Genomic DNA, 24,112 nt, shown 5'->3' with positions numbered 1-24,112 from the left:
GTAGCACGAATGGCTTATTTATTTGTCTAGCTTAATTTTACAATCGGCGTAGCAAAAATAATGAAGCAAATGGCTTTATCGGAACAGTCTACGCTTGCCGAAAGTTCGGAAGGAGTTTTTTACTACACAACTGGATCTGTAACATATCAGTGGGTACAACAGTCCCTATTCTTAGAGGTGGAAGTCTCACCGTTTATCTTTCGGTTCACAGAAGAAGTAAAAAATGATACAGATACTAGTACAGAATGATGGAATGTTCGTGAAAACGCCCTCTTTTCTGTTATAACACTGTTTTTAATAAAAAAATGTTTGCCGTTTCACAAATAAAAAACAGTGAAAACGATTGAAATTTTGTCAATTGTTCGATAGAATTAAACAGGTGAAAAAATTGTTATAATATATCTAGAAATGAGGTGCACCATGTTACCAGAAAAAATGGAACAAGGGTTTAATCAAAACCTGGAAGCTATTCAGCTTTTACAGAATGCATTGGGAACTTCCTTTTTAGAAGCCTATGTCGAAAATGCAGAAAATTTAATAGATGATTATCAAGTACGTGTGGTGGATGGAGTGCCGACAAAAGAGACAACGCAACGGATCACAGCTCTTTATGAAGAGTTGAAGAAACTTTCTTTCGAGCCAGAAGAATGGCGCAGACTGTCTCAATTACTTTTATTGAAGGGCATCCAGACAGAACATTTGCAGGCGAACCATCAACTCACTCCTGATAGTATCGGTTTTTTATTTGTTTTTCTTATTGAACAACTATACACAAATAAAAAAGCACCGGTTAAGATTCTGGATATTGCGGCAGGAATGGGCAACTTGTTATTAACAGTTCTTTTAAACCTATCGAATGCGGGGTACCAAACAGAAGGAATTGGTGTGGATATTGATGATACATTGTTGGCTGTCGCAGCTTCTACAAGTGATTTGACACAAGCAAATGTTCAATACTTTCATCAAGACGGGTTGCAGGATTTATTAATAGATCCTGTCGATTTTGCAATCAGCGATTTGCCAATCGGTTATTATCCGAATGACGAAAAAGCAAAAGAGTTTTTAACAAGTACCGAAGAAGGCCATAGTTATGCACATCATTTATTGCTAGAGCAATCAATGAAATATGTGAAGCCGGATGGTTTTGGTTTGTTTTTGATGCCGAGTGGATTTTTAGAAACGGATCAAAGTGAAGAAATCAAAAAATGGTTTAAAGAAGAAGGTTATCTTCAAGGAATGATTCAATTGCCAGATGAATTGTTCCGTAATAAACAATCGCAAAAAAGTATTTTGATCTTACAGAAAAAAGGACCACAAGCACAACAAGTAAAAGAAGTCTTGCTTGTGAAACTTGCTTCATTAAAAGAACCAGAGAAGGTGACGGAATTTTTCAACGAGTTTAAAAACTGGAAATCATCTGCTCTGTAATCATTCAACGAGAAGGAGAGTCATATGTCTAAAACAATTGCAATCAATGCTGGGAGTTCAAGTTTGAAATGGCAATTATATCAAATGCCAGAAGAAACCGTAGTTGCGAAAGGGATCGTCGAACGTATCGGTTTACAAGATTCTATTTTTACCATCAAGTACGGCGATAATCAAAAATTCGAACAAATCATGGATATCGAAAACCACGAAGTAGCAGTAAAAATGCTGTTAGATCAGTTGATTGAACTGCAAATTTTAAGCTCTTATGATGAAATCACCGGAGTAGGGCACCGTGTTGTTCACGGAGGAGAAACTTATGGGGATTCAGTAGTGATCGATGAGAAAGTAATGGACCGCATTGCTGAATTAGCAGAATTTGCTCCTTTGCATAATCCTGCAAACTTAATGGGGATCAAAGCGTTTAAAAAGATTTTACCTGACATTTTGAGTGTGGCTGTATTCGATACATCTTTCCACTCAACAATGCCAAAGCAAAATTATTTATATAGCTTACCGGTGTCTTATTATGAAGATTTCAAAGTAAGAAAATATGGCTTCCATGGCACAAGTCATCGTTATGTGTCGGAACGTGCGGCAAAATTATTGAACAAACCGATCGAAGAACTAAAAATCATCACTTGCCACTTAGGAAATGGTGTATCGATCACAGCAGTCGATGGAGGTAAATCCATGGATACTTCTATGGGATTCACACCATTAGCTGGGGTGACAATGGGTACACGTTCAGGTGATATCGATCCAGCTGTTCTCCCATATTTAATGGAAAAATTAGAGATTGATATTGATGAAATGATCAATGTTTTGAACAAGAAATCTGGTCTGCTAGGCCTAACAGGATTGTCTAGTGATATGCGTGATCTTGAAAAGAACTATGAAAAAGAACATATTCGTTTAGCTTATGACATTTTCGTGGACCGCATCCGAAAATACATCGGCGGTTATGTGACAACGATGAATGGTGTTGATGCAATTGTCTTTACTGCTGGTATCGGCGAGAATGACGGACATGTACGTAGTGAAATCATCAAAGGTATGTCTTGGTTTGGTTGTGAAATCGATCCAGCGTTGAATGAATTGCGTGGTGAAGAAGTAGATATCTCTACAAAAGAATCAAAAGTAAGAGTATTAGTGATCCCAACAGATGAGGAACTAATGATTGCCCGTGACGTGGAGCGTCTGCGCGGCTAAGCCAAAGCATTCGTTAGGATAAAAGATGAAACGCATGCAAGAGGGAATTCTTGCATGTGTTTTTTTGCGGAGAAGACCGCAAAATGGTAATTTAACTTCAATTTCCCTTCTTTTTTACAGGATCTTCTTAGGGAATTTTGCTTGGAAAAGTGGTCAAAAGGGAAAAGACTGGCATTTTATTTATTGATTTTTCAGGAAAATCCCAATATTTTATTTTCATTCATCTTTATAAGGGACATTACATATGTAAAAAGAAAAAACATTTTTAGATCAGCCTCGTGGGCTGTCGACTTTATTCTTCACTTTATGTTTAGCTAGAAAATCGATCCGAAACATTTATTGATCGAATAATAAAAACTTGATTTTCATACCTGTGCTTTGACTGAATCGTGAAAGCACAGGTATGAAAATCAAGTTTTTTGTTGCGAAAAAGCGTCCTAATCAATCAGTTGGCCGAGCGGCTGGCGGCTGATCTGCTCCTGCTCAATAACGAGTGCTTCTTGGAAGTGTTGCTGCAAAAAGTAGCGATCATGGCTGACTGCTAGGAGCGTTCCTTGATAGTCTTGCAGCATTTCTTCAATTTCTTCTCGAGCATAGCTGTCGAGGTGATTGGTTGGTTCATCCAAAATCAGGACGTTGATTTTTTCTAAAAAGAGTTTCAGCAACGCCAAACGGATTTTTTCACCACCGGATAAATCTTTGATCCGTTTACCCACATCGCTTTGATAAAAGCCACTTTTGGCTAATTGCCGTCGAGCGACTTCTTCGTTTCCAGTCAATGTGATGGCGTAAGCCAGCAAACGGCTATCGGGATCGGCAAACTGCAGCTGCTGCGGCAAATAACCGATTTGCAAGCTACTACCTAATTTGATGGTGCCACCGTAAGGCTTTTCCTCACCGAGTAATAATTTGAGTAAGGTTGATTTTCCTGCACCATTGTCGCCGATGATGGCTAAATGATCTCCACGATAGACTGCAAAACTGCTGTCTTTGAATAGTACTTGATCAGCGCACTGCTGGTGCAAGTTTTGAATGATGAAAACTTCTTTGCCAGATTTTCCACCATTAGACAAGCTTTGCAGCCGATTTTTCGGGGGAGGTGGCGGTTTGACGAGTGTCAGTTTCGCCAGGCGGCGTTCCAGTTCTTTGGCTTTTTTGAAGAAGGACTCATTGTCTCCTTCATGTGCCCACTGACGAAAACGACGAATCATGACTTTCAACCGCTGGACTTCTTTTTGCTGCAGTTCGTAATTTTTTGTCAGCTCAGCCAAGCGAGCTTCTTTCAAGACTCGAAAACGGCTGTAGTTTCCGGGATACTCAATCAATGCACCTTCTTCCAGTTCCCATGTTTTTGTGGTGACTTGATCGAGAAATTGCCGATCATGAGAAACGACCAGAACCGATTTTTTTGTATTCTGTAAATAGTTTTCCAACCAGCGAATACTGTTAAGATCTAAATGATTGGTCGGTTCATCGAGTAAAAGTAAATCGGCATCGGCTGCTAAAATTTTGGCTAAAGCGACTTTAACTCGTTCGCCTCCGCTAAGTTCTGTTAACCGTGCTTCCTGACGGTGTGGAATCCCTAAGCCTTGCAAGATCGCTGCAATCCGGTCTTCTAATACGTAACCGCCTAGTTCTTCAAAGCGATGCTGCAGCTCACCGTAACGGGCCAGACACTTCTCTAAGTTTGTATCTGGTTCTGTCATCAATGCTTCGTAGCGACTCATTTGCTGTTTGAGGTCCTGTATCTCAGCGGCAGAATGGAGCAAGTAGTGGTTGACGGTTGCTTCGGAAACTGTAAGTTCTTGTTCGACCGTCCCGATCTTTAAGCCTTTTTTGCGACTGATAATACCGCTGTCGACACCTTCTCTGCCGGTCAAGATTTGTAAAAAGGTTGATTTGCCAGTTCCGTTGATACCGACTAAGGCAATTTTTTCACCAGCTTCAATTTGACAGGATAAATCCTCAAATAATGGATTCCCGCCGATTGTTTTTTTAATAGAAATTGCTTGTATGATCATGATCCCTCTCCTTGAGACCACTCAAAAAGGCCATGGTTATCCATGGCCTGTGTTATTTAAACTCAGATTCTCATGAGAAAAATACCTTGAGATGGCCATTGATTTTACGTGAATTCAACTGTTTTGGACAAACTTGTCCCGTCAACAGCAACTGTAAAACCAATTGCATGGCTAAATGCGATATGGTATCGTTGGTAATTTTCATTACTTGTTATTTTAGTCATGCGCATCATAGTATTTTCCCTCCTTCGTGTAGTTGTCTTTTTCAGTGTACCTGAAAGTGTCAGAAAGTTCAACTAGCGCTGACATTTACTTAATATTTATCGATGCGTAATTCTGTCAGAGAGCTTTTTTTTATCTAACTGATGGTAATGTCTCGTGGACCACATCATTGTATTCTGAGCTAAACCAGCGTTCAGGCGAAATCATATGGTGTTTGATAAAAACTTTGTCTACATGACTTCCTTTTGCTTAATACCGTTGCATTAAACAGCTCTTCTCTTTGGAAATCACCAACATCGCGTTCAGGAGTATCGTTGTGGTTGCAATGGCAAGCGGTAGCCTTTCATCAATTCTTGAATGATTTACCGAATGTAGCACTTGCCTTCTCGCGGTACCCGAACCCGAAATAAAATTTTAGTTTGGCGATAAAATCGGTATCCGCCATCGATACTTCATATTTTTTCGTATCAGATTCATCGGAAACTTCCACATTGACGAACCAATAAGCTTTGGCATGCTTAGGTCGTTTTAAACCACACCAGGGCGACTAATCGCCCGCCGGTGTTCACTTTTTTTATTTTACTTGAACTCATTGACTGTTTTCCCTTTATTTTAAACATTATAAAGACCGATGAGTGCTTGCCGCGTCTTTTGTTTTTATCACGGTTTTTTGTGCAAAAAAACCTGCCGATAGTTGGCAGGTCGTCTACGTGTTAAGCTTTGGTGTGGTCTTTAGCTGGCAATTGGTTTTCTAAATCAGTTCGGACAACAAGCACATCGCAAGCTGCGTTTCTAATAACATATTCAGAAACAGAACCAATAAATAAACGTTCTACAGCATTCAATCCTGTGGCTCCTAACATAATCAAATCTACTTGATTATCTTCTGGGATTTCTCTGGCAATAATTTGTTTTGGTGAGCCATATTCTACGACAGAGGTTACATTATTCAAGCCAGCTTTCTTCGCATTGCTTTCATAATCTGCCAATGTTTGCTTTGCCATTTCAGTAGCTTGTTCTGCAAGCATTCCATCAAAGGATGAAACGGTTTGGAAAGAACGTGTGTCAATGACATGTGCTAATAGAAGTTCTCCGTTATTTCGGATAGCTACATTGACCGCCTTTTTAAAAGCTAATTCAGCTTCATCAGAACCATCTACGGCAACCATGATTTTTTTGTATTGTTGTAACATAAGCATTCACTCCTCAAGTCAATCGTATTGTACTCTTTTATTGTAGAACACTTTAGGGAAAAAGAGAATTATTTACTGCTTTGGTTCAGCAATTTTTTTTGCAAATCGGATACTGAAGGTGGCAGAAACAATAATTACGATCAGTAAAAAGACCAAGGCAATAAAGCGTTGATTGAAAAAGGCTGTTAAAATACCCATTATGCCTAAAACAGCATATGCAGCTCCGTAAAATTGTAGGAATCCTTGATTTTTATCATTTTTGTTGATCAATACAAAAAAGATATCCTGTTTATTAAATAAATAATAGCTAACGAATAATAATACTAAAGTGGCGATAATCATTAAAATCCTAATCATGAACAAATCCTCCAAAATAAGCAACAAATAGAAAAAGCAATTTGCCAAGAGCAAATTGCTTTATTCTTTAAAAGATGGTAATCTCCGTTAATGCCGTTGTTTGTCCTGTAGTATTGATCCCGCGAATTCAAGCAGGTGGGTCCCATGGTCGTAGCTTCGAACTACCAAATGATAAGGCATGTTACCAGCAGTGACACAAGACGGGTCCCAAGATATCAATAAAAATGTTCGGTCAACACACAAAGAGGACAATTCGAACATCACAGATTTCCCACCTCTATAGTAGCATATGAATTTAAAAAGAGCAATGAGAGAGCTCGCAGAAACAAAACCGTTTTCTTGTCTAGTTTTTTGGAGGATGCTTTTTCCACTCTTTTATACGGTAATACTGTTGACCCAGAGCCTGTTCATATTTCCCTGTATCTTTTGGCTGATAATACTGAGCATTCTTCAGTTTATCTGGTAAATATTGCTGATTGACCCAAGCTTGATCAAAATGATGAGGATACTGATAACCCACGCCACGGTTGAGGGATTTCGCACCTTTGTAATGGCTATCTCTCAAATGATCAGGAACATCTCCAGCTTTGCCCTCTCGAATATCAGCAAGTGCTGCATCTAATGCCATGTAGGCAGAATTGGATTTTGGCGACAAGCAAAGATCGACGACGACGTCTGCTAGTGGGATACGTGCCTCAGGCAATCCCAATTTTTCAGCAGCTAATACAGCGTTCACTGTACGAGCCGCAGCAGCAGGATTACCTAAACCTATATCTTCATAACCGATAACCATCAGACGCCGGCAAATACTTGCCAGATCACCTGCCTCAACTAAACGGGCGAGATAATGAAGTGCAGCATCCACATCACTTCCACGAATCGATTTTTGAAAAGCCGAAATAACGTCATAATGAGCATCTCCATTTTTGTCATGGGTAAGAGCTTTTCTTTGGACACATTCTTCAATGATCGACAGTGTAAGATGAATCCTTCCTTCTTTATCTGAAGGAGTCGATAGTGTAGCCAGTTCCAGCCCATTCAATGCACTCCGCAAATCGCCGTTCGTTGCACGCGAAAGGTGAAGAAGAGCATCTTCGTCTAACTGGATTGCTTGTTGTCCAAGGCCGCGTTCTTTATCCCTTAAAGCATGTTCGACTGCCAACTGGATGTCTTGTTCTGTTAATGGTTTGACTTCAAAGATCTGTGTACGGCTGCGGATCGCTGGATTGATGGTAATATAAGGATTCTCAGTAGTCGCTCCGATCAAGATGATTCGGCCACTTTCTAAATGAGGAAGCAGAAAATCCTGTTTTGTTTTATCTAATCGGTGTACTTCATCCAATAAGAGGATCACTGTACCACTCATTTTTGCTTCTTCCGCTACAACTTGTAGATCCTTTTTTGAATCTGTAGCGGCGTTTAGCATGCGAAATGCATAGTTAGTAGAGCCGGCGATCGCACTTGCGATACTCGTTTTTCCAGTACCAGGAGGTCCATATAGAATCATGGAAGAGAGCATGCGAGCATCGACCATGCGGCGTATGATTTTTCCTTCCCCGACTAGATGCTGCTGACCAACGACTTCATCGATCGTTCGAGGTCTCATGCGATAAGCCAATGGCTGTTGCATAGGATTTTCCTCCTTCTTGTTTTTACGTCCCTTAATTATATCATATTTAGCAAGATGCCTAGAAAGAACAGCCTTCTGTTGTTTTGTTTTCATAGCTTATCCAACTAATATTGTGTATGATAAAGTAGGTGAGAAAAATGACGGATAAACAAAAGATAGATGAATTTTTTTGGAATAAAACGACGCCAGAAGTGGCACGGGATTTATTGGGGATGTATTTGGAGCATGACACACCAGAAGGAGGATTAGCTGGATATATTGTAGACGCGGAAGCATACCTAGGTCCAGAAGACGAGGCTGCCCATAGCTATGGTTTAAGAAGAACACCGCGTGTGCGGGCAATGTATGAAAAACCAGGTACGATCTACCTTTACACGATGCATACTCATCGGATTTTGAACATCATTACTCAGCCAGAAGGGATTCCTCAAGGAGTAATGATACGTGCAATCGAACCCGCCGCAATGATTGATCAAATGAGTAAAAATCGTGGCGGAAAAACTGGTCCAGATATCAGCAACGGTCCGGGAAAATTAGTGGAAGCATTAGCAATTCCTCAAGAACTTTACGGTCAGTCTATAGCAGATAGTTCGTTACGCTTAGTTTTTGAGAAAAAAAAGACACCAAAAAAGATCAATGCTTTGCCTAGAATCGGTATCCCAAACAAAGGTGTATGGACAGAAAAGCCGTTGCGTTTTGTTGTGTCGGGAAATCCTTATATCTCTTTACAAAGAAAAAACCAAATCGAGAAAGATTGGGGTTGGAGGAAAGAAAATGAAAAAGAAGGATCTATTAACATACTTAGATGAAATAATTGAAAAACAAGTGACAGACTATGATGTAGCTTTAGATTGGGATACAAAAAATCATACGATCGAGATCGTTGTTCGCTTGTTTGCAGAAAATAAAGCACAATTTGAGATTGATGATGCAGAAGGGATCGTTTCGCAAGAACCAATTATCGAATTTGAAGACGGCGTACTTCTTTTTAATCCTCAGAAATCTGTTTTTGATGAACGCAATTATCTAGCAGTAATCCCTTATGAAGGAAAAAAAGGGTTGGCAAAATCAGTAGCTGATTCTTTAGTGGAATATCTAAATGAAGTATTAGCTCAAGGGCAAAGCGATTTGCTTGATTTTTTGGATGAAGACGATGACGAAGCTGTATTCGAGCTTCACTGGGATAATCAGCAACTAGCAGAATTAGTAGAAGTAAAACAGCAAAATGAAGCAGATACTTATTTACCGTACCCAAGTTATTAAGGAGTGACAGATATGAAATGGAATGAAGTAAAAGTAGAAACTGAAAGTGAAGCAGTCGAAGCAGTTGCTAATATTTTGATGGAGGCAGGGGCGAGTGGTGTCGCGATTGAAGATTCTTTAGATGTTGAACATTTTCAGTCGGATCAATATGGTGAGATTTTAGATAAAAATGATTTTACATCGCTGAAAGAAGGCGCACTAGTCATGGCTTATTTTCCGGAAACGACTTTCTTACCGGAAATCTTGCCTTTTATTAAAGATCGTATCACACAATTACCTGAGTTTGGTCTAGCTATTGGAAAAAATAAAGTAACAGTTAGTGAAGTAGAGGAAAGCAACTGGGCAACAGCCTGGAAGAAATACTATCATCCGGTGCGTATTACGCGAATGCTGACGGTTGCGCCAAGCTGGGAAAACTACCAGACAGAAGATCCTCTAGAAAAAATTATCACACTAGATCCTGGTATGGCATTTGGCACAGGCACTCATCCCACGACTTCCTTGACATTGACAGCACTAGAAACAGTCTTGCGTGGTGGTGAAACATTGCTAGATGTGGGAACTGGGTCGGGCGTGCTAAGTATTGCAGCAAAATATCTTGGTGCAAAAGATGTCTATGCCTTTGATTTAGACGAAGTAGCCGTTCGTTCGGCGAAAGAAAATATGGATATGAATGAAATAGCCAAAGATGTCCATGTATCAGCTAACGATCTTTTGACAGGAATCGAGATTGAAAGTGATGTAATCGTTGCGAACATTTTAGCAGATATCATCTTATTGATGATCCCAGATGCTTGGCGTTTACTGAAGCAAACAGGCACGCTGATCGTTTCAGGAATCATTGAAGAGAAGAAGCAAATGGTTCTGGATGCCATGTTAGAACAAGGGTTTATCGTGGATCAAATTTTCCAGCAAAAAGACTGGTATGCAATTATTTTGAAAAAACCAGAGGTGGAATAGATGCAGCGGTATTTTTTAAAAGAATCATATGAATCAAAAGACCATTTTGTTTTAGAAGGGGAAAACTATCACCACATTGTACGGGTTATGAGGATGGAACCCGAGGATGAAGTTTTTTTGGCATTCAATGATCAAATAGCCATTGTTGCAGAAATCACGGAGATTACTGAAGAGGCTGTTTATCTGAAAGAAATTAAAAAAGAAGAAAATCAAAAGGAACTGCCAAGTTCGATTACCATAGCGAGTGGCTATCCTAAAGGGGAAAAGCTGGATTGGATCGTTCAGAAATCCACTGAATTAGGAGCGCAAGCTTTTCTTGGTTTCCCGGCATCAGCCTCTGTCGTTAAATGGGATGCAAAAAAACGTATGAAACGACAACAACGGCTTGAAAAGATTGCTCAAGAGGCAGCGGAACAATCCCATCGGCAGATCGTGCCATCAGTAGAGTTATTGGAAACGAAACAAGATTTATTTGAGCGGCTAGATGATTATGACGTGGTCTTGGTTGCTTATGAGGAATCAGCAAAGCAAGGCGAAAAATCAAATGCAGCCAAAATTCTTAGTGAAACAAAACCAGATAGTCGAATCTTAGCTGTCTTTGGACCAGAAGGTGGATTATCCCGCGATGAAGTCGATTATTTTGTAGAACACAAAGGGATACTTTGTGGATTAGGACCAAGAATCCTTCGTACAGAAACAGCACCTCTTTATTTATTAAGTGCTGCTAGCTATCAATGGGAATTAATGAATCCTTCTTTCAGCTAACGTTCTTCATTAATAAAAGAGTATCGACGGAAAGAATTGAAAAAATAGTCAACAATTTGTATAATAGAAACAATTATTTATACAATGGATACGAAAAATCGTTTGAAAAAGCTTTTAAAAAGCGAACATTTCCGTAAAAAAACGTATAACTGCACGGATTTTGGGACAATTATCAAACAGATATTTGTCCCGATTCCCGTTTTACCGAAAAAAGAAAGGGGGATCGATTCCTGTGACAAAAGAAGAAATTTTAACGGGACCCGGTGTCATAAAGCTCGTTAGTCAATACATGGGTCCCGAACATGTAGCATTTGTTGAGAAAGCATGCGAATACGCGACTGCTGCACATGACGGACAGTTTAGAAAATCAGGCGAACCCTACATTATTCATCCTATCCAAGTCGCAGGTATATTAGCAGATTTAAAAATGGATCCCCATACAGTGGCTACAGGTTTCTTACATGATGTTGTTGAAGATACAGAAATCACTTTAGAAGATCTGAGAGAAGAATTTGGCGATGACGTTGCTATGTTAGTGGACGGCGTAACCAAATTAGGGAAAATAAAATATAAATCCCACGAAGAGCAGCTAGCAGAAAACCACCGAAAGATGCTGCTAGCAATGGCTCAAGATTTACGAGTTATCATGGTCAAATTAGCTGATAGACTACATAACATGCGTACGTTGAAGCACCTGCGAGAAGATAAGCAAAGAAGGATCGCTCAGGAAACTTTAGAAATCTATGCGCCTCTTGCACATCGTCTAGGGATCAGCCGGATCAAATGGGAATTAGAAGATACAGCACTTCGTTATCTAAATCCAAAACAGTATTACCGTATCGTCCATTTGATGCAGACGAAGAGAGAAGAACGTGAAAAATACGTAAGTGGTACTGTTGAAGATATTCGAATAGCGACAGAAGAGCTGGGGATTTTTGCAGAAATCTATGGACGGCCAAAACACATTTATTCAATCTATCGTAAAATGAAAGATCAGAAAAAGCAGTTCAACGAAATTTATGACTTGCTAGCTATTCGAGTGATCGTAGATTCAATCAAGGATTGTTATGCTGTATTAGGAGCAATCCACACAAAATGGAAACCAATGCCCGGCAGATTTAAGGATTATATTGCCATGCCAAAAGCTAATATGTACCAATCTTTGCATACTACCGTGATCGGTCCGGCAGGAAATCCGGTAGAAATTCAAATCCGAACACAGGAAATGCATGAAATCGCTGAATTCGGGGTTGCTGCACACTGGGCCTATAAAGAAGGAAAAAATGAAAAAGTAGAACCAGATGGTATGACGAAACAATTAAGCTGGTTCCATGAGATACTCGAACTTCAAGACGAAAGCTATGATGCTTCTGAATTTATGGAAGGCGTAAAAGGAGATATCTTTAGTGATAAAGTCTACGTCTTCACACCAAAAGGAGACGTTACTGAGTTACCAAAAGGATCCGGACCATTGGACTTTGCATACAGTATCCATACAGATATCGGTAACAAAACCACTGGTGCAAAAGTAAATGGCAAAATGGTGCAGCTTGATTACAAATTGAAAAACGGCGATATCATTGAGATCATGACTTCTCCAAATTCATTTGGCCCAAGTCGCGACTGGTTGAAATTAGTTGCTACTAGCAAAGCAAGAAATAAGATCAAACGTTTCTTCAAAGCCCAAGATCGAGAAGAAAATGTGATCAAAGGCCACGAATCCGTGGTCAAATGTATTACAGATCTAGGATTTACGCCTAAAGATATTTTGACGAAGAACAAACTGCAAGAAGCACTCGATCGTTTTAATTATCAAACAGAAGATGATCTCTATGCAGCTGTAGGGTATGGAGAAGTTAGCCCCTTGACGATGGCCAATCGTCTGACTGAAAAAGAACGTAAAGAACAAAAAATCGAGCAGCAAAAGCAAGAAGCAGAAGAAATCATGAATCAGCCGAAAAAAGAACCTGACAAAATGAAAGTACGTCATGAAGGTGGCGTTGTCATTCAAGGGGTAGAAAACTTACTAATTCGTATCAGTCGCTGCTGTAATCCGATTCCTGGTGATGATATCGTTGGTTATATCACTAAAGGCAGAGGGATATCCATTCATCGTCGAGATTGTCCGAATGTTCAGCCTGACAAACCAAATGTAGCAGAACGTTTGATTGAAGTCGAATGGGAAGATACATCGAATACACGAAAAGAGTATGATGCAGATTTGGAAATTTACGGCTATAATCGTTCAGGCTTATTGAATGATGTACTTCAAACAGTCAATGCGCTAACGAAAAATCTCAACAGCGTTGAAGCACGGACGAATAAAGATAAAATGGCGACGATCCATTTGACGGTTGGTATCCAGAATTTATCCCACCTAAAGAGTATCGTGGATAAAATCAAAGCAGTACCTGATGTCTACAGTGTACGCCGGACGAATGGATAGGAGGACAGATATGAGAGCAGTTGTTCAACGGGTAAGTAAAGCTGCTGTGTCAGTCGATCAGCAAGAAATTGGAAAAATTGGCTACGGCCTACTTGTTTTATTAGGCATTCATGAAACCGATACGCAAAAAGATGTGGACTATCTGGTAAAAAAAATTGCACAAATGCGTATTTTTGAAGATGAACAAGGAAAAATGAATATTAGTGTAGAAGATGTGGGAGGACAAATTTTAAGTATCTCTCAATTCACACTGTTTGCGGATACGAAAAAAGGAAATCGACCAAGCTTTGTGGAAGCCGCACGACCAGAAACAGCTATTCCTTTATACGAATCATTCAATGAAGGAATCAGAAGTCGCGGCATCACAGTCGCTACCGGACAATTCGGAGCAGATATGTCGGTTTCTCTCGTCAATGATGGACCTGTAACGATCATTATTGATTCTAAAAACAAATAAAGTAATCTGGTTTTCACTAGTAAAAACTATGAAACACGTCGCTTAAGTTAGACTGAAAAACTCTAACTTGAGTGGCTTTTTTGTCTGCAAAAAGCGCTTCTTTTGTCAGCAGTCGGAAAAAAAGTTAAGCTTAAATTATACAAGTTATTTTTTATAGGAGGTTGCTGAAGATGAAAGAAGTACCAGTAGTAGATATCAAAATCACAGATTTAAAAAAATTGTATCAAAAAGGATACAACATGTTGGAGGAGTTACGCCATGAAGCGGACGCTCCCGTCGTCAAAGCAAAGATTTTCAATAAAGAAGCTATCACGATCTACGGATCATCAGCAGCAAAAGTATTTTATGATCCAAGGAATTTCAAACGAAAAGGTGCTATGCCAAAATTAGTATTGAAGACACTTTTTGGTCAAGGTGGAGTACAGACTTTGGATGGAGCTGCTCATCACCATCGGAAAAATATTTTTATGGATCTAATGACACCGAAAAGAATGGAAGATTATCATCGTATCTTAGATAAGAATCTGACACAAGCACTTGAAGCACAGCATGGTCAATTTGAACTATTTGATTTAAGTAAGATGGTTTTCTTTACATCTATTTGCGAGTGGGCAGGTATCAATTTATCAGCGATTTCTAAAGATGAGGTCGAAAAATTAGCAGAATATCAAATCTCTATGATCAGCGGAACGTTTACTTCTCCGATTGATCACATAAAAGGTGTCGAAAATCGCAAAAAATCAGAAAAATGGGCGCAAGGCTTGATTGAAGAAGCTCGACAAAATCCTGTGGCTGGAAAAGAAAATGTGGCATTATATGCTTTTGCCAATGCCACAGATTTAGATGGTCAGCTTTTACCTCTGGAAGTGGCAGCTGTTGAATTATTGAACATCATCCGTCCAACGGTTGCTCTAACTGTGTGGGCGGCATTGATGGGACATGCACTTTTCAGTAGACCAGATTTGTATCAGCAATTAAAAAATGACTTTTCGACGTTGCAAGATCCGTTTATTCAAGAAATGAGACGCTATTATCCTTTCTTCCCAATGCTACCTGCGATTTCGCTGAAAGAAGTAGAAGTAGATGGTTATCGTATACCAGAAGGCAGTTGGGTTATTTTAGATTTATATGGAACAGACCATGATGAACGAACAGTTGAAGCGCCAGATTCCTTTATGATCAAACGGTATGTAGGGAAAGCAAAAGATATTTCCTATAAAGAAGAATATGAGATGATTGCACAAGGCGGGGGAGATTTTCGACAAATGCATCGCTGTGCAGGAGAATGGATCACTCTTCATAGTCTACGTGTGTTTTCCGATCAGCTAGTAAATAAGTTTGAGTTCTCTGTACCTGAACAAGATTGGACGATTCCATTCAATCAGTTTCCGACTTATCCGAATAGCCGAGCGCTACTTTACAAGAATTAGATTAGCATAAACTTATCGAAAAAAAGGAAGATCAAACAGTGCTGATCTTCCTTTTTTCATATTACTATAAATTGATAAGGTCAATTGATCAAAATCCACGAAATGCTTCATCAATGGTTTGATAATCTTCATTGGATAAATGCAAATCTAAAGCTTGGACATTGTCAGATACTTGCTCTGGACGCTTAGCTCCAGGTATAACTACAGACACTCGTGGATTCTTCATGTACCAAGCTAAAACAAGTTGCACAGGAGTGGCTTGGTATCTTTTAGCAATGGGGCGAAGTACATCGACAGCGGTTAAAATTTCTCTGAAACGTTCTCCTTGGAAATCTGGATTTCTTTTTCGAGGATCTCCTTCACCAAATTGTTTTTCCTCACCAAGTTCATATTTTCCTGTCAGCAAACCGGAAGCAAGAGGAAAATAGGGAACAAAACTGATTTTGTTTTTTTCAAGATAAGGGAATAATTCTTTTTCAGCCTGCCGATGGATCAAACTGTATTTATCTTCTACTACATCGACATATCCATCTGCATTCGCTTCTTTCAATTGTTCTAACGTGAAGTTTGACACACCGACTGCTCGGATTTTTCCTGCTTCTTTTAATTCATGCAATGTAGCAACTGATTCATTTTTTGGTGTGCTTTCATCCGGAAAGTGGATATAAAAAATTTCGATGTAATCAGTTTGCAGACGTTTTAGTGCATCTTCCACCGATTGTTTGAGAAACTCAGGAGAATTATCAAATGTTCGCCCTTTATTTGGTACATGAGCAGCTTTTGTAGCGATGACGACACGTGAGCGATCATATTCTTTTTCCTTCAGTACCTCGCCAATCAGTTCTTCGGAACGGCCGTTTCCGTAAGCATAAGCGGTATCGATCAAATTGATCCCGCTATTCAAAGCTGTACGAACTACTTGTTTTCCTGTCTCATCTTCCAAACCGTCAAAAAGATTATGTCCTCCAACGGCATTTGCTCCTAATCCAAGCTGTTCTGCGTAGACTTGTGAATGTCCGATTCTTATTTCTGCCATAGCTGATTCCTCCTTTTTGTCTAGTCTAAAACAAAATACCAAAAAGCTGAACTAAAACGTTTTTGTGAGGGGAAATAGTCAGATATCTCTTGACTTTGAGACTGGTTTTTAGTAGGTTATAAGTAATATCGAATGTCAATGAAAGAGCGAGTAAGTTTTTGAAACTTTACAAGAGAGGATCATCGAGGCTGAAAATGATCTAAAGTTTCATTAGCCTAAAGACACTCTGGAGATGGACGAGTGAAAAGCCGTCCCGCGTACGAGCGTTATTCGTAAGAGGAAAGAGAAATCTTTCAAAATTAGGTGGTACCGTGTATGAATTTCATTCACCCTTGTTCATGATGAACAAGGGTGATTTTTTTATTTACATAGCTAAGAAAGGGAGAGAAAACTATGAGTTTCCAAAGACCAAAAGGAACAAATGATATTTTGCCAGGCGAATCAGAAAAATGGCAGTTTGTCGAAGAAACAGCACGTTTATTATTCAGAGATTATCAGTATAATGAAATGCGTACACCGATTTTTGAACACTATGAAGTGATATCCCGAAGTGTAGGGGATACAACGGATATCGTTTCAAAAGAGATGTATGATTTTTATGACAAAGGGGAACGCCATGTGACGCTTCGACCAGAAGGTACAGCACCAATCGTTCGTTCTTTTGTTGAGCATAAATTGTTCGGCCCAGAGTATGCGAAACCGTTCAAAACTTTTTATATGGGACCAATGTTTCGCTACGAACGCCCTCAAAAAGGACGGTTACGTCAATTCCATCAAATCGGAGTAGAAGCATTTGGATCAGAAAACCCTGCAACTGATGTGGAGAGCATGGTGATGGCACTTGATTTCTTCAAACAGTTGGGGATCACGCAAATCCGGCTAGTCATCAATTCATTAGGTGATAAAGAAACGCGTCAAGCCTATCGTCAAGCATTGATCGACTATCTTTTACCTTTTGAATCAGAGCTGAGTGAAGACTCTAAACGCCGCCTTCATGAAAATCCATTACGCGTATTGGACAGTAAAGACAAACGAGATCAAAAATTTGTGGCAGAAGCTCCATCTATCTTAGATTATCTAAGCGAGCCTGCTCAAAAACATTTTGATACCGTTGTTTCCATGCTGGATGCATTGGCTGTTCCTTATGAAATCGACAGTAATATGGTTCGCGGACTAGATTATTACACACATACGATTTTTGAAATCATGAGTGACGCACCAAAAATGGGGGCACAAGCAACGATTTGCGCAGGCGGACGTTATGACAATCTAGTGGAAGAACTAGGTGGTCCTTCAACACCTGGCTTCGGATTTGCAATGGGTATCGAGCGATTACTCTTGACTATGGAGGCAGAGGAAGTAGTTATCCCTGCATTTAATGAGTTGGATGCTTACGTGGTCGCACTCGGAGACGAAACAAATATCGAAGCATTGAAAGTGGTCCAAGCGATTCGAAACTTTGGTTTTTCAGCTGACCGCGACTTCATGAACCGTAAAGCAAAAGCGCAATTTAAGACAGCAGATAAAGCGAATGCCAAATTAGTATTGGTGATCGGTGAAGATGAGCTTGCTAGTCAAACGATTAATGTCAAAGCAATGGCAAGCCGAAAAGAAAAAAGTTTTCCATTAGAAGAAATATATGAACATTTTGATGAAGTCTATGATGAAATGACTTTATTCGAGTAGGAGGAAAAAAATAAATGGCACAAAGAACGATCTATTGCGGATTAGTTTCCGAACAACAATTAGAACAAACAGTTACATTAAAAGGATGGGTACAAAAAAGACGAGACCTTGGGGGAGTAATCTTTATCGACCTACGTGATCGTGAAGGAATCGTTCAAATCGTCTTTAATCCTGAAATCAACAAAGAAGCATGGGAAATCGCGGATAAATGTCGCAGTGAATACGTGATCGAAGTGACTGGGGAAGTTAGAAGACGCGGAGAAAATGCAGTAAATCCTAAAATGGCCACTGGTGAATTCGAAGTGATTGCAAGTGAAATCGTGATTTTGAATCAAGCAAAAACCCCGCCATTTCAAATTGAAGATGATCAAGCAATCAGTGACGAAATACGTTTGAAATATCGTTATTTGGATCTGCGTCGTCCAAAAATGACTAAAAACATCAAATTAAGAAATGCGACAACAAAAGCGATTCGTCATTATTTAGATGATAATGACTTTCTCGATATCGAAACACCTTACCTAGGGAAATCTACACCAGAAGGCGCAAGAGACTACCTAGTTCCTTCACGTGTCCATGCTGGACATTTCTATGCGTTGCCGCAATCTCCTCAATTGTTTAAACAATTGCTGATGAATGCTGGATTCGACCGTTATTATCAAATCGTTCGTTGTTTCCGCGATGAAGATTTACGTGGAGACCGTCAGCCTGAATTTACGCAAGTAGATATTGAAACAACGTTCTTAACAGCAGAAGAAATCCAAACTTACACAGAGGGATTGATTGCGAAGGTAATGAAAGAAGTTCGCGGTATCGAAGTCACATTGCCATTTCCTCGTATGACCTATGATGAAGCAATGGCTCGCTACGGCAGCGACAAACCGGATACACGTTTTGACATGGAATTGATCGATCTAAGCGATACAGTCAAAGAAGTAGAATTCAAAGTCTTCCAAATGGCTCTTGAAAACGGCGGTGTCGTGAAAGCATTGAATGCTAAAGGCGCTGCAGATCGCTACTCACGAAAAGACATGGATCAGTTAGGTCAATATGTAGGACAATTCGGAGCTAAGGGGCTTGCATGGCTGAAAGTAGAAGAAGACGGATTGAAAGGTCCAATTGCTAAATTCATGGGAGAAGCAACAGAAGCAATCATTAAAGCAACAGATGCAAAACCAGGTGACTTGCTGATGTTTGGCGCAGATAAAAGTGAAATCGTCGCTGCTGCATTAGGTGCTATCCGGACACGTTTAGGAAAAGAATTAGGATTAATTGATGAATCGAAATTCAATTTCTTATGGGTAACTGATTGGCCACAATTTGAATTTTCAGAAGAAGAAGGTCGATATGTCTCTGCTCACCATCCATTCACGATGCCAAAAGAAGAAGATATCCCGTTATTGGCTGAAGACCCTGCAAAAGTCTATGCAGAAGCTTATGATATCGTCTTGAACGGTTATGAACTAGGCGGAGGTTCTATCCGTATTCATACTCGTGAGCTTCAAGAAAAAGTACTAGAAACTCTAGGCTTTACAAAAGAACAAATGGAAGAACAATTTGGTTTCTTGTTAACAGCTTTAGATTACGGATTCCCTCCACATGGCGGTATTGCATTAGGATTGGACCGTTTTGCAATGTTATTAGCCGGAGAAGATAATATTCGTGAAGTCATTGCCTTTCCTAAAAACGGAAAAGCAGCCGATGTGATGAGTGATGCACCAAGTATGGTTTCGCCTTTACAATTGTTCGAATTGAATATTGATGTAACGAATATAGAAGAATAGCCGATAAAAAGGTAAAAAGGATTTGTCAAATACGCTTCTTTTGACAACCTTGATTTAATTGAAAAACACTTTATAATGAAGCCATAACATATAAAGCGGGGCTTTTCCATGAAAAAAACATTCGAAAATTGGGCTTATCATGATTACACGACCAAGCTTTCGGTATCTATCGTTTATGCGTTGATCGCATCAGTCGCATTGAATTTCTTTTATCAGCCAGGACATATTTATTCAAGTGGTATTACTGGTCTAGCTCAGATTTTGACGACTTTGTCAAAATCACTGATAGGATTCGAAGTACCGGTATCAACAACTTTGTATTTACTGAATATACCTTTGTTTGTATTGGCGTGGTTAAAAATCGGGAAGAAGTTTACAATTTTCACTTTTATCACAGTCACTTTGACCTCCCTTTGTATCCATATTTTACCGGAAACAGTCCTATCTACTGATCCAATCATCTGTGCGTTGTTTGGGGGGGCTGTGATGGGACTAGGTATTGGGCTAGCGTTGAGAAACGGCCTATCATCGGGCGGTCTAGATATCGTGAGTATCACGATTCGTAAAAAAACAGGAAAGTCGATTGGTTCTATTTCGATCTACTTCAATGCATTGATCGTTTTTGTTGCCGGAATTCTATTTGGCTGGCAATATATGTTTTACAGTACGTTGTCTATTTTCGTCAGTGGAAAAGTAACTGATGTCGTTTATACTAAACAAAAGAAGATGCAGGTAATGATCGTAACGAAACATCCAGAAAAAGTAGTAAATGAAATCCAAAACTGTATGCGTAGAGGGATCACGATCATCAATGAAGCAGAAGGTGCTTATAAGCATGATAAGCAGACAGTATTGATGACGATCGTTACACGATACGAACTGCCTCTACTTAGAGAAGCAATGAAAGCTTCTGATCCACAAGCTTTTGTAAGTATTGCAGAAAACGTCCAGATACTTGGTCGTTTCTATGAGGATGGCATTTAGATCGAGTTTGACAAAAATTCATGAAATACTGCTGTAGACAGACGTTCGTTTGTCTGCAGTTTTTTTCTACCATAGTAGAATCAGCAAAGAAAAACTGCTTTTTTATTTGAAATTTTCTTAAAGTTGAAAAAAAGCATGTTTATTTTTTTAAATTTATGGGATGATAGAAAAAAATAGTAGAGAAAGGACACGATTCTACTTGCTATTTTCACTTAATACCCGTATATTACGAATGAAAAAAGTTTATGAAAAGTTGGAATATTGAATGGAAAAACAAAAAAGGTTAAAAAACAGCCGCTACATCACTGGGTTTGATGGGCTCCGTTCATTAGCTGTGGTGGGTGTTATCTTATATCACCTTCTGCCAACTAGTATGAAAGGCGGCTATTTGGGCGTTCCGATTTTTTTCGTTGTATCTGGTTATTTGATCACGGATCTGCTGCGGCAGGAATGGGAACAAAATGGAAAAATCAATATTTGGCAATTTTATGTCAGAAGAATGAAGAGACTCTATCCGGCACTTGTTTTTATGCTTGTGACAGCTTCGGCTTATATCACTTTGTTTCAGCGAGGGCTGTTAAACAATCTTCGAGGAGTTGTGGTCAGCAGCTTACTGTATGTCAACAACTGGTGGCAAATCAATAACGGTTTATCTTATTTCGATCGATTTGCTAATGAGTCACCGTTTACGCATATCTGGTCTTTAGCAGTAGAAGGTCAAAACTATTTGGTTTGGCCGATCTTGTTTGTATTGTTGATGGTATTTGTTCGTAAAAGAAAATGGATCTTTTATACTGTGTTAGGTACATCCTTCCTCTCCGCCATCTTGATGATGATCTTGTATACACCAGGAGGCGATCCAACCCGTGTTTATTACGGTACCGACACTCGTCTGTTTTCTATATGGTTGGGAAGTGCGCTTGCGTTTGTTTGGCCAAGTACGCGTTTAAAGAAAAACATCCCGAAACAAGCGAAAAATATTCTGAATATCGCTGGAGGAATCTCACTTTTGGCACTGATTCTTTGCTTCTTCTTTTTAGATGATCATTACAATTTCATCTATTACGGAGGAATGCTCCTAGTGAGTCTGTTATGCGTAGTGCTAGTTGCAGTGACAGCACACCCCGGAGCAAGTTTGAATCGATGGCTGACAAATCCAGTATTTACTTGGATTGGCAAACGAAGCTATGGCATTTATCTGTATCAGTTTCCAGTTATGATTTTTTATGAAGCAAAGGTGACTGATATTGCCGATCACGTTTTGTTGCATACTTTAGTGGAAATCACATTGATTCTAATCATCAGTGAACTTTCTTATCGATATGTGGAGCGTCCGCTAGCACGTTTTGATTATGGTCGTACATTCCAAGTGATGAAAGGATGGTTCAGCAAACCGATCATCAGTAAGAGCAAACCATGGGTTGTTCCAGGCACATTACTTGTAGCAATTGCACTCGTTGGTTTCGTTACGGCACCGAAAAACGCTGTAACAGCCGATCAAAAACAACTGCAGGCAAAAATCGCTGAAAGTAAAAAACTAGCAGAAGAAACCAGAAACAATTCAGAAAACACCACTAGTTCGGTTGACCAAGCGATCCTTGATAAGTACGAGTTGTCCAAGGCACAAGGGAATAAGGCACAAAAATTAGAACTAACGGCATTTGGTGATTCAGTTATGTTGGATGCTGCAACGGATCTACAAGAACTTTATCCAAAAGTAGTGGTAGATGGAGATGTCGGACGACAATTATATGCCAGTGTACCGTACATTGAAAAATTAAAGGAGCAAGATTTGTTGAAAGACACTGTTCTGATTGGACTAGGAACGAATGGCTCATTCTCGGAAGCTCAGTTTGATAGTGTGATGGATGCAATCGGTGATCGAAAAGTATACTGGGTCAATGTCCGAGTACCGACGAAGCGCTGGCAAAATGACGTGAATGCGATGCTTGAACAGATGACGAAAAAATACGACAATATGACGCTGATTGATTGGTACAGCTACAGTAATGACCATAGTGACTGGTTTTATGATGATCAAGTCCATCCAAATCCTGAAGGGATGACACATTACATTCACTTAGTCAGCGAAGCCTTGCTAGGAGGAAGTTCAAGTACGAACAGCAGTGAGACAAACGTGACAGAATGATAGCTACAAAAAACTTCAGGCAAAAACATTTGTTTTTGCCTGAAGTTTTTTTATATTTATCGTGTTTTTAACATTCATATAGATTCAGGAAGCAAAACGGTTGAGTGTGTCTGTAAATAACGTTCTTTTTGTTTTCGGGTGAGTTTTTTGAATGCAGCTTCTGCTTTTGTTGCTTCGCTTCTTGAAGAAAATACTTCTGCATGGATCATCTTAACAGGTCTTCTTTTTTGAAGACGAGTATATTTAGCGCCAGTACCATTGTTATGTTCCTCTAATCGTCTAGAAAGATCGGTTGTATATCCACCATAAAATGTCTGATCTTTACAGAATAACACGTAAAAATAATGTTCATTTGCCATAGAGCATCTCACGAATCTCTACAGTGTATTCTCCATCCATATTGTAAGTGATCAATGGTGGAGCGACTTTGAATCCGTCTAATTTGCCTTCTTTGATTCCTTCAACTAACAAAATATTTGCCTCTTTTCCAGGTTTTGGGTAAACAAATTGGATCCTTTTAGGTGCAATTCGATAGTCTTGCATGACCTGAATGATTTCTAAGAACCGATCAGGACGATGGACCATAGTAAAGCGTCCATTTGTTTTTAGTAGCTTACTTGAAATATCGATCACTTCTTCTAACGTCGTATGGATCTCATGACGGGCGATTGCCAGGTGTTTATTAGGGTTCGTTTTATTTGTTGGCAGCCCTTTGAAATAAGGTGGATTACAGACGACTAAGTCACAAGAATTATGCCGAACGACAGATAAGCTGTCTTTCAGATCGATGGTGTGGACGGTCATTTGTTCATTTAAATGGTTAAGCGCGATACTACGTCTTGCCATGTCTGCTAGACGAGGTTGAAGTTCGATAGCGTCGATAGCCGCCTGGGTTCGTTTACTTAAAAAAAGTCCAACTGCGCCATTTCCTGCACAAAGGTCAACAATCTTCCCTTTTTTAGGTACACGGGAAAAGTGAGCAAGCAGCACAGCATCTAAAGAAAAAGAAAACACTTTGGAACTTTGGATAATCTTGATATCTTCTGCGTATAATTGGTCGATTCGTTCGTCTTCGTGAAGCATGGATTCCCT

At 39.6% G+C, this 24,112-nt stretch carries 22 protein-coding genes, 1 other RNA gene and 1 pseudogene; 14 read left to right on the top strand and 10 right to left on the bottom strand.

The annotated features are described in order from the left end of the window. Positions 1-48: 48 nt before the first annotated feature. The 3 genes and pseudogenes from RG571_RS05160 to RG571_RS05150 form a co-directional block, all read left to right on the top strand. Positions 49-249: pseudogene (locus tag RG571_RS05160) on the top strand (hypothetical protein); the annotation flags it as partial. 171 nt (positions 250-420) lie between these two features. Further along, positions 421-1,428 carry a class I SAM-dependent methyltransferase gene (locus RG571_RS05155; protein ID WP_002339889.1) on the top strand — a complete coding sequence of 336 codons (1,008 nt, stop codon included), beginning with the start codon at positions 421-423 and terminating at the stop codon, positions 1,426-1,428. A 24-nt stretch (positions 1,429-1,452) separates the two neighbouring features. Then, on the top strand, positions 1,453-2,637 hold the full coding sequence (locus tag RG571_RS05150; RefSeq protein WP_002286171.1) for an acetate/propionate family kinase: 1,185 nt from the start codon (positions 1,453-1,455) through the stop codon (positions 2,635-2,637). A 437-nt stretch (positions 2,638-3,074) separates the two neighbouring features. Here the strand turns inward: RG571_RS05150 and abc-f are convergent, their stop codons facing one another. From abc-f to RG571_RS05115, 7 genes are all read right to left on the bottom strand, one after another. Beyond that, entirely contained in the window at positions 3,075-4,658 is a 1,584-nt protein-coding gene (abc-f, locus tag RG571_RS05145; protein ID WP_131774247.1) for a ribosomal protection-like ABC-F family protein, read from the bottom strand. 104 nt (positions 4,659-4,762) lie between these two features. Further along, entirely contained in the window at positions 4,763-4,891 is a 129-nt protein-coding gene (locus RG571_RS05140) for a hypothetical protein (RefSeq protein ID WP_002293651.1), read from the bottom strand. A 335-nt stretch (positions 4,892-5,226) separates the two neighbouring features. Further along, positions 5,227-5,370: a portal protein gene (locus RG571_RS05135; protein WP_002293650.1), complete on the bottom strand. Its 144-nt coding sequence runs from the start codon at positions 5,368-5,370 to the stop codon at positions 5,227-5,229. Positions 5,371-5,593: 223 nt separating this feature from the next. Then, a complete protein-coding gene (locus tag RG571_RS05130; RefSeq protein ID WP_002293649.1) occupies positions 5,594-6,073 on the bottom strand; it encodes a universal stress protein in 480 nt (159 codons plus the stop codon). A gap of 72 nt (positions 6,074-6,145) precedes the next feature. Continuing rightward, positions 6,146-6,430: a hypothetical protein gene (locus RG571_RS05125; RefSeq protein ID WP_002327297.1), complete on the bottom strand. Its 285-nt coding sequence runs from the start codon at positions 6,428-6,430 to the stop codon at positions 6,146-6,148. A 77-nt stretch (positions 6,431-6,507) separates the two neighbouring features. Beyond that, positions 6,508-6,702: non-coding RNA, 6S RNA (gene ssrS / locus RG571_RS05120), on the bottom strand. 71 nt (positions 6,703-6,773) lie between these two features. Continuing rightward, on the bottom strand, positions 6,774-8,060 hold the full coding sequence (locus RG571_RS05115) for a replication-associated recombination protein A (RefSeq protein WP_002289088.1): 1,287 nt from the start codon (positions 8,058-8,060) through the stop codon (positions 6,774-6,776). A 137-nt stretch (positions 8,061-8,197) separates the two neighbouring features. Here RG571_RS05115 and RG571_RS05110 point away from each other — a divergent pair, with 137 nt between their 5' ends. The 7 genes from RG571_RS05110 to RG571_RS05080 all read left to right on the top strand — a co-directional run bounded on the left by RG571_RS05110 (position 8,198) and on the right by RG571_RS05080 (position 15,381). Beyond that, complete coding sequence (locus RG571_RS05110) at positions 8,198-8,869, top strand: DNA-3-methyladenine glycosylase (RefSeq protein ID WP_131774248.1); 672 nt, start codon at positions 8,198-8,200, stop codon at positions 8,867-8,869. Beyond that, positions 8,835-9,323, top strand: a complete 489-nt coding sequence (locus RG571_RS05105) for a DUF3013 family protein (protein ID WP_002289091.1) — start codon at positions 8,835-8,837, stop codon at positions 9,321-9,323. Before RG571_RS05110 ends, RG571_RS05105 begins: the two co-directional genes overlap by 35 nt. Positions 9,324-9,335: 12 nt before the next feature. Continuing rightward, a complete protein-coding gene (gene prmA / locus RG571_RS05100) occupies positions 9,336-10,283 on the top strand; it encodes a 50S ribosomal protein L11 methyltransferase (RefSeq protein WP_002289093.1) in 948 nt (315 codons plus the stop codon). After that, positions 10,284-11,048: a 16S rRNA (uracil(1498)-N(3))-methyltransferase gene (locus RG571_RS05095; protein ID WP_002319196.1), complete on the top strand. Its 765-nt coding sequence runs from the start codon at positions 10,284-10,286 to the stop codon at positions 11,046-11,048. A gap of 232 nt (positions 11,049-11,280) precedes the next feature. Then, positions 11,281-13,494 carry a bifunctional (p)ppGpp synthetase/guanosine-3',5'-bis(diphosphate) 3'-pyrophosphohydrolase gene (locus RG571_RS05090; protein ID WP_002289096.1) on the top strand — a complete coding sequence of 738 codons (2,214 nt, stop codon included), beginning with the start codon at positions 11,281-11,283 and terminating at the stop codon, positions 13,492-13,494. Between the two features lie 10 nt (positions 13,495-13,504). Then, a complete protein-coding gene (gene dtd / locus RG571_RS05085; RefSeq protein WP_002289097.1) occupies positions 13,505-13,951 on the top strand; it encodes a D-aminoacyl-tRNA deacylase in 447 nt (148 codons plus the stop codon). Positions 13,952-14,121: 170 nt separating this feature from the next. Continuing rightward, complete coding sequence (locus RG571_RS05080) at positions 14,122-15,381, top strand: cytochrome P450 (RefSeq protein ID WP_002327293.1); 1,260 nt, start codon at positions 14,122-14,124, stop codon at positions 15,379-15,381. A gap of 88 nt (positions 15,382-15,469) precedes the next feature. Here RG571_RS05080 and RG571_RS05075 read toward each other — a convergent pair whose 3' ends face one another. Continuing rightward, positions 15,470-16,417, bottom strand: coding sequence for an aldo/keto reductase (locus RG571_RS05075; protein WP_308947782.1), 948 nt, complete (start codon positions 16,415-16,417; stop codon positions 15,470-15,472). Positions 16,418-16,810: 393 nt separating this feature from the next. On the opposite strand from RG571_RS05075, the gene hisS reads away from it, so the two are divergent. From hisS to RG571_RS05055, 4 genes are all read left to right on the top strand, one after another. Then, on the top strand, positions 16,811-18,103 hold the full coding sequence (gene hisS, locus RG571_RS05070; RefSeq protein ID WP_002289103.1) for a histidine--tRNA ligase: 1,293 nt from the start codon (positions 16,811-16,813) through the stop codon (positions 18,101-18,103). Positions 18,104-18,117: 14 nt separating this feature from the next. Then, on the top strand, positions 18,118-19,887 hold the full coding sequence (gene aspS / locus RG571_RS05065) for an aspartate--tRNA ligase (protein ID WP_002289105.1): 1,770 nt from the start codon (positions 18,118-18,120) through the stop codon (positions 19,885-19,887). Positions 19,888-19,995: 108 nt separating this feature from the next. Next, entirely contained in the window at positions 19,996-20,871 is an 876-nt protein-coding gene (locus RG571_RS05060; RefSeq protein WP_002293644.1) for a YitT family protein, read from the top strand. Between the two features lie 265 nt (positions 20,872-21,136). Next, the gene (locus RG571_RS05055; protein ID WP_002301277.1) at positions 21,137-23,020 is read left to right on the top strand and encodes an acyltransferase family protein; all 1,884 of its coding nucleotides are present in this window, start codon (positions 21,137-21,139) and stop codon (positions 23,018-23,020) included. A 74-nt stretch (positions 23,021-23,094) separates the two neighbouring features. Here RG571_RS05055 and RG571_RS05050 read toward each other — a convergent pair whose 3' ends face one another. After that, the gene (locus RG571_RS05050; protein ID WP_002304776.1) at positions 23,095-23,379 is read right to left on the bottom strand and encodes a GIY-YIG nuclease family protein; all 285 of its coding nucleotides are present in this window, start codon (positions 23,377-23,379) and stop codon (positions 23,095-23,097) included. Next, positions 23,369-24,103: a tRNA1(Val) (adenine(37)-N6)-methyltransferase gene (locus RG571_RS05045; RefSeq protein ID WP_002299374.1), complete on the bottom strand. Its 735-nt coding sequence runs from the start codon at positions 24,101-24,103 to the stop codon at positions 23,369-23,371. The genes RG571_RS05050 and RG571_RS05045 overlap by 11 nt, the downstream gene beginning before the upstream one ends. Positions 24,104-24,112 lie beyond the last annotated feature (9 nt).

The organism is Enterococcus sp. FR204, from assembly GCF_031143325.1.
In the GTDB taxonomy this organism is placed as follows: Bacteria; Bacillota; Bacilli; order Lactobacillales; family Enterococcaceae; genus Enterococcus_B; species Enterococcus_B faecium.
This window is presented reverse-complemented; position numbering and strand designations above follow the sequence as displayed.

Excerpts from the sequence above, each read along its gene's own strand:
- aspS (WP_002289105.1), top strand. The coding sequence starts at position 18,118 with ATGGCACAAAGAACGATCTATTGCGGATTAGTTTCCGAACAACAATTA.
- RG571_RS05080 (WP_002327293.1), top strand. The coding sequence starts at position 14,122 with ATGAAAGAAGTACCAGTAGTAGATATCAAAATCACAGATTTAAAAAAA.
- RG571_RS05105 (WP_002289091.1), top strand. The coding sequence starts at position 8,835 with ATGAAAAAGAAGGATCTATTAACATACTTAGATGAAATAATTGAAAAA.
- dtd (WP_002289097.1), top strand. The coding sequence starts at position 13,505 with ATGAGAGCAGTTGTTCAACGGGTAAGTAAAGCTGCTGTGTCAGTCGAT.
- RG571_RS05155 (WP_002339889.1), top strand. The coding sequence starts at position 421 with ATGTTACCAGAAAAAATGGAACAAGGGTTTAATCAAAACCTGGAAGCT.
- RG571_RS05150 (WP_002286171.1), top strand. The coding sequence starts at position 1,453 with ATGTCTAAAACAATTGCAATCAATGCTGGGAGTTCAAGTTTGAAATGG.
- RG571_RS05060 (WP_002293644.1), top strand. The coding sequence starts at position 19,996 with ATGAAAAAAACATTCGAAAATTGGGCTTATCATGATTACACGACCAAG.
- abc-f (WP_131774247.1), bottom strand. The coding sequence starts at position 4,658 with ATGATCATACAAGCAATTTCTATTAAAAAAACAATCGGCGGGAATCCA.
- RG571_RS05110 (WP_131774248.1), top strand. The coding sequence starts at position 8,198 with ATGACGGATAAACAAAAGATAGATGAATTTTTTTGGAATAAAACGACG.
- RG571_RS05125 (WP_002327297.1), bottom strand. The coding sequence starts at position 6,430 with ATGATTAGGATTTTAATGATTATCGCCACTTTAGTATTATTATTCGTT.
- RG571_RS05075 (WP_308947782.1), bottom strand. The coding sequence starts at position 16,417 with ATGGCAGAAATAAGAATCGGACATTCACAAGTCTACGCAGAACAGCTT.
- RG571_RS05130 (WP_002293649.1), bottom strand. The coding sequence starts at position 6,073 with ATGTTACAACAATACAAAAAAATCATGGTTGCCGTAGATGGTTCTGAT.
- RG571_RS05055 (WP_002301277.1), top strand. The coding sequence starts at position 21,137 with ATGGAAAAACAAAAAAGGTTAAAAAACAGCCGCTACATCACTGGGTTT.
- RG571_RS05095 (WP_002319196.1), top strand. The coding sequence starts at position 10,284 with ATGCAGCGGTATTTTTTAAAAGAATCATATGAATCAAAAGACCATTTT.
- RG571_RS05115 (WP_002289088.1), bottom strand. The coding sequence starts at position 8,060 with ATGCAACAGCCATTGGCTTATCGCATGAGACCTCGAACGATCGATGAA.
- hisS (WP_002289103.1), top strand. The coding sequence starts at position 16,811 with ATGAGTTTCCAAAGACCAAAAGGAACAAATGATATTTTGCCAGGCGAA.
- RG571_RS05140 (WP_002293651.1), bottom strand. The coding sequence starts at position 4,891 with ATGATGCGCATGACTAAAATAACAAGTAATGAAAATTACCAACGATAC.
- RG571_RS05045 (WP_002299374.1), bottom strand. The coding sequence starts at position 24,103 with ATGCTTCACGAAGACGAACGAATCGACCAATTATACGCAGAAGATATC.
- prmA (WP_002289093.1), top strand. The coding sequence starts at position 9,336 with ATGAAATGGAATGAAGTAAAAGTAGAAACTGAAAGTGAAGCAGTCGAA.
- RG571_RS05050 (WP_002304776.1), bottom strand. The coding sequence starts at position 23,379 with ATGGCAAATGAACATTATTTTTACGTGTTATTCTGTAAAGATCAGACA.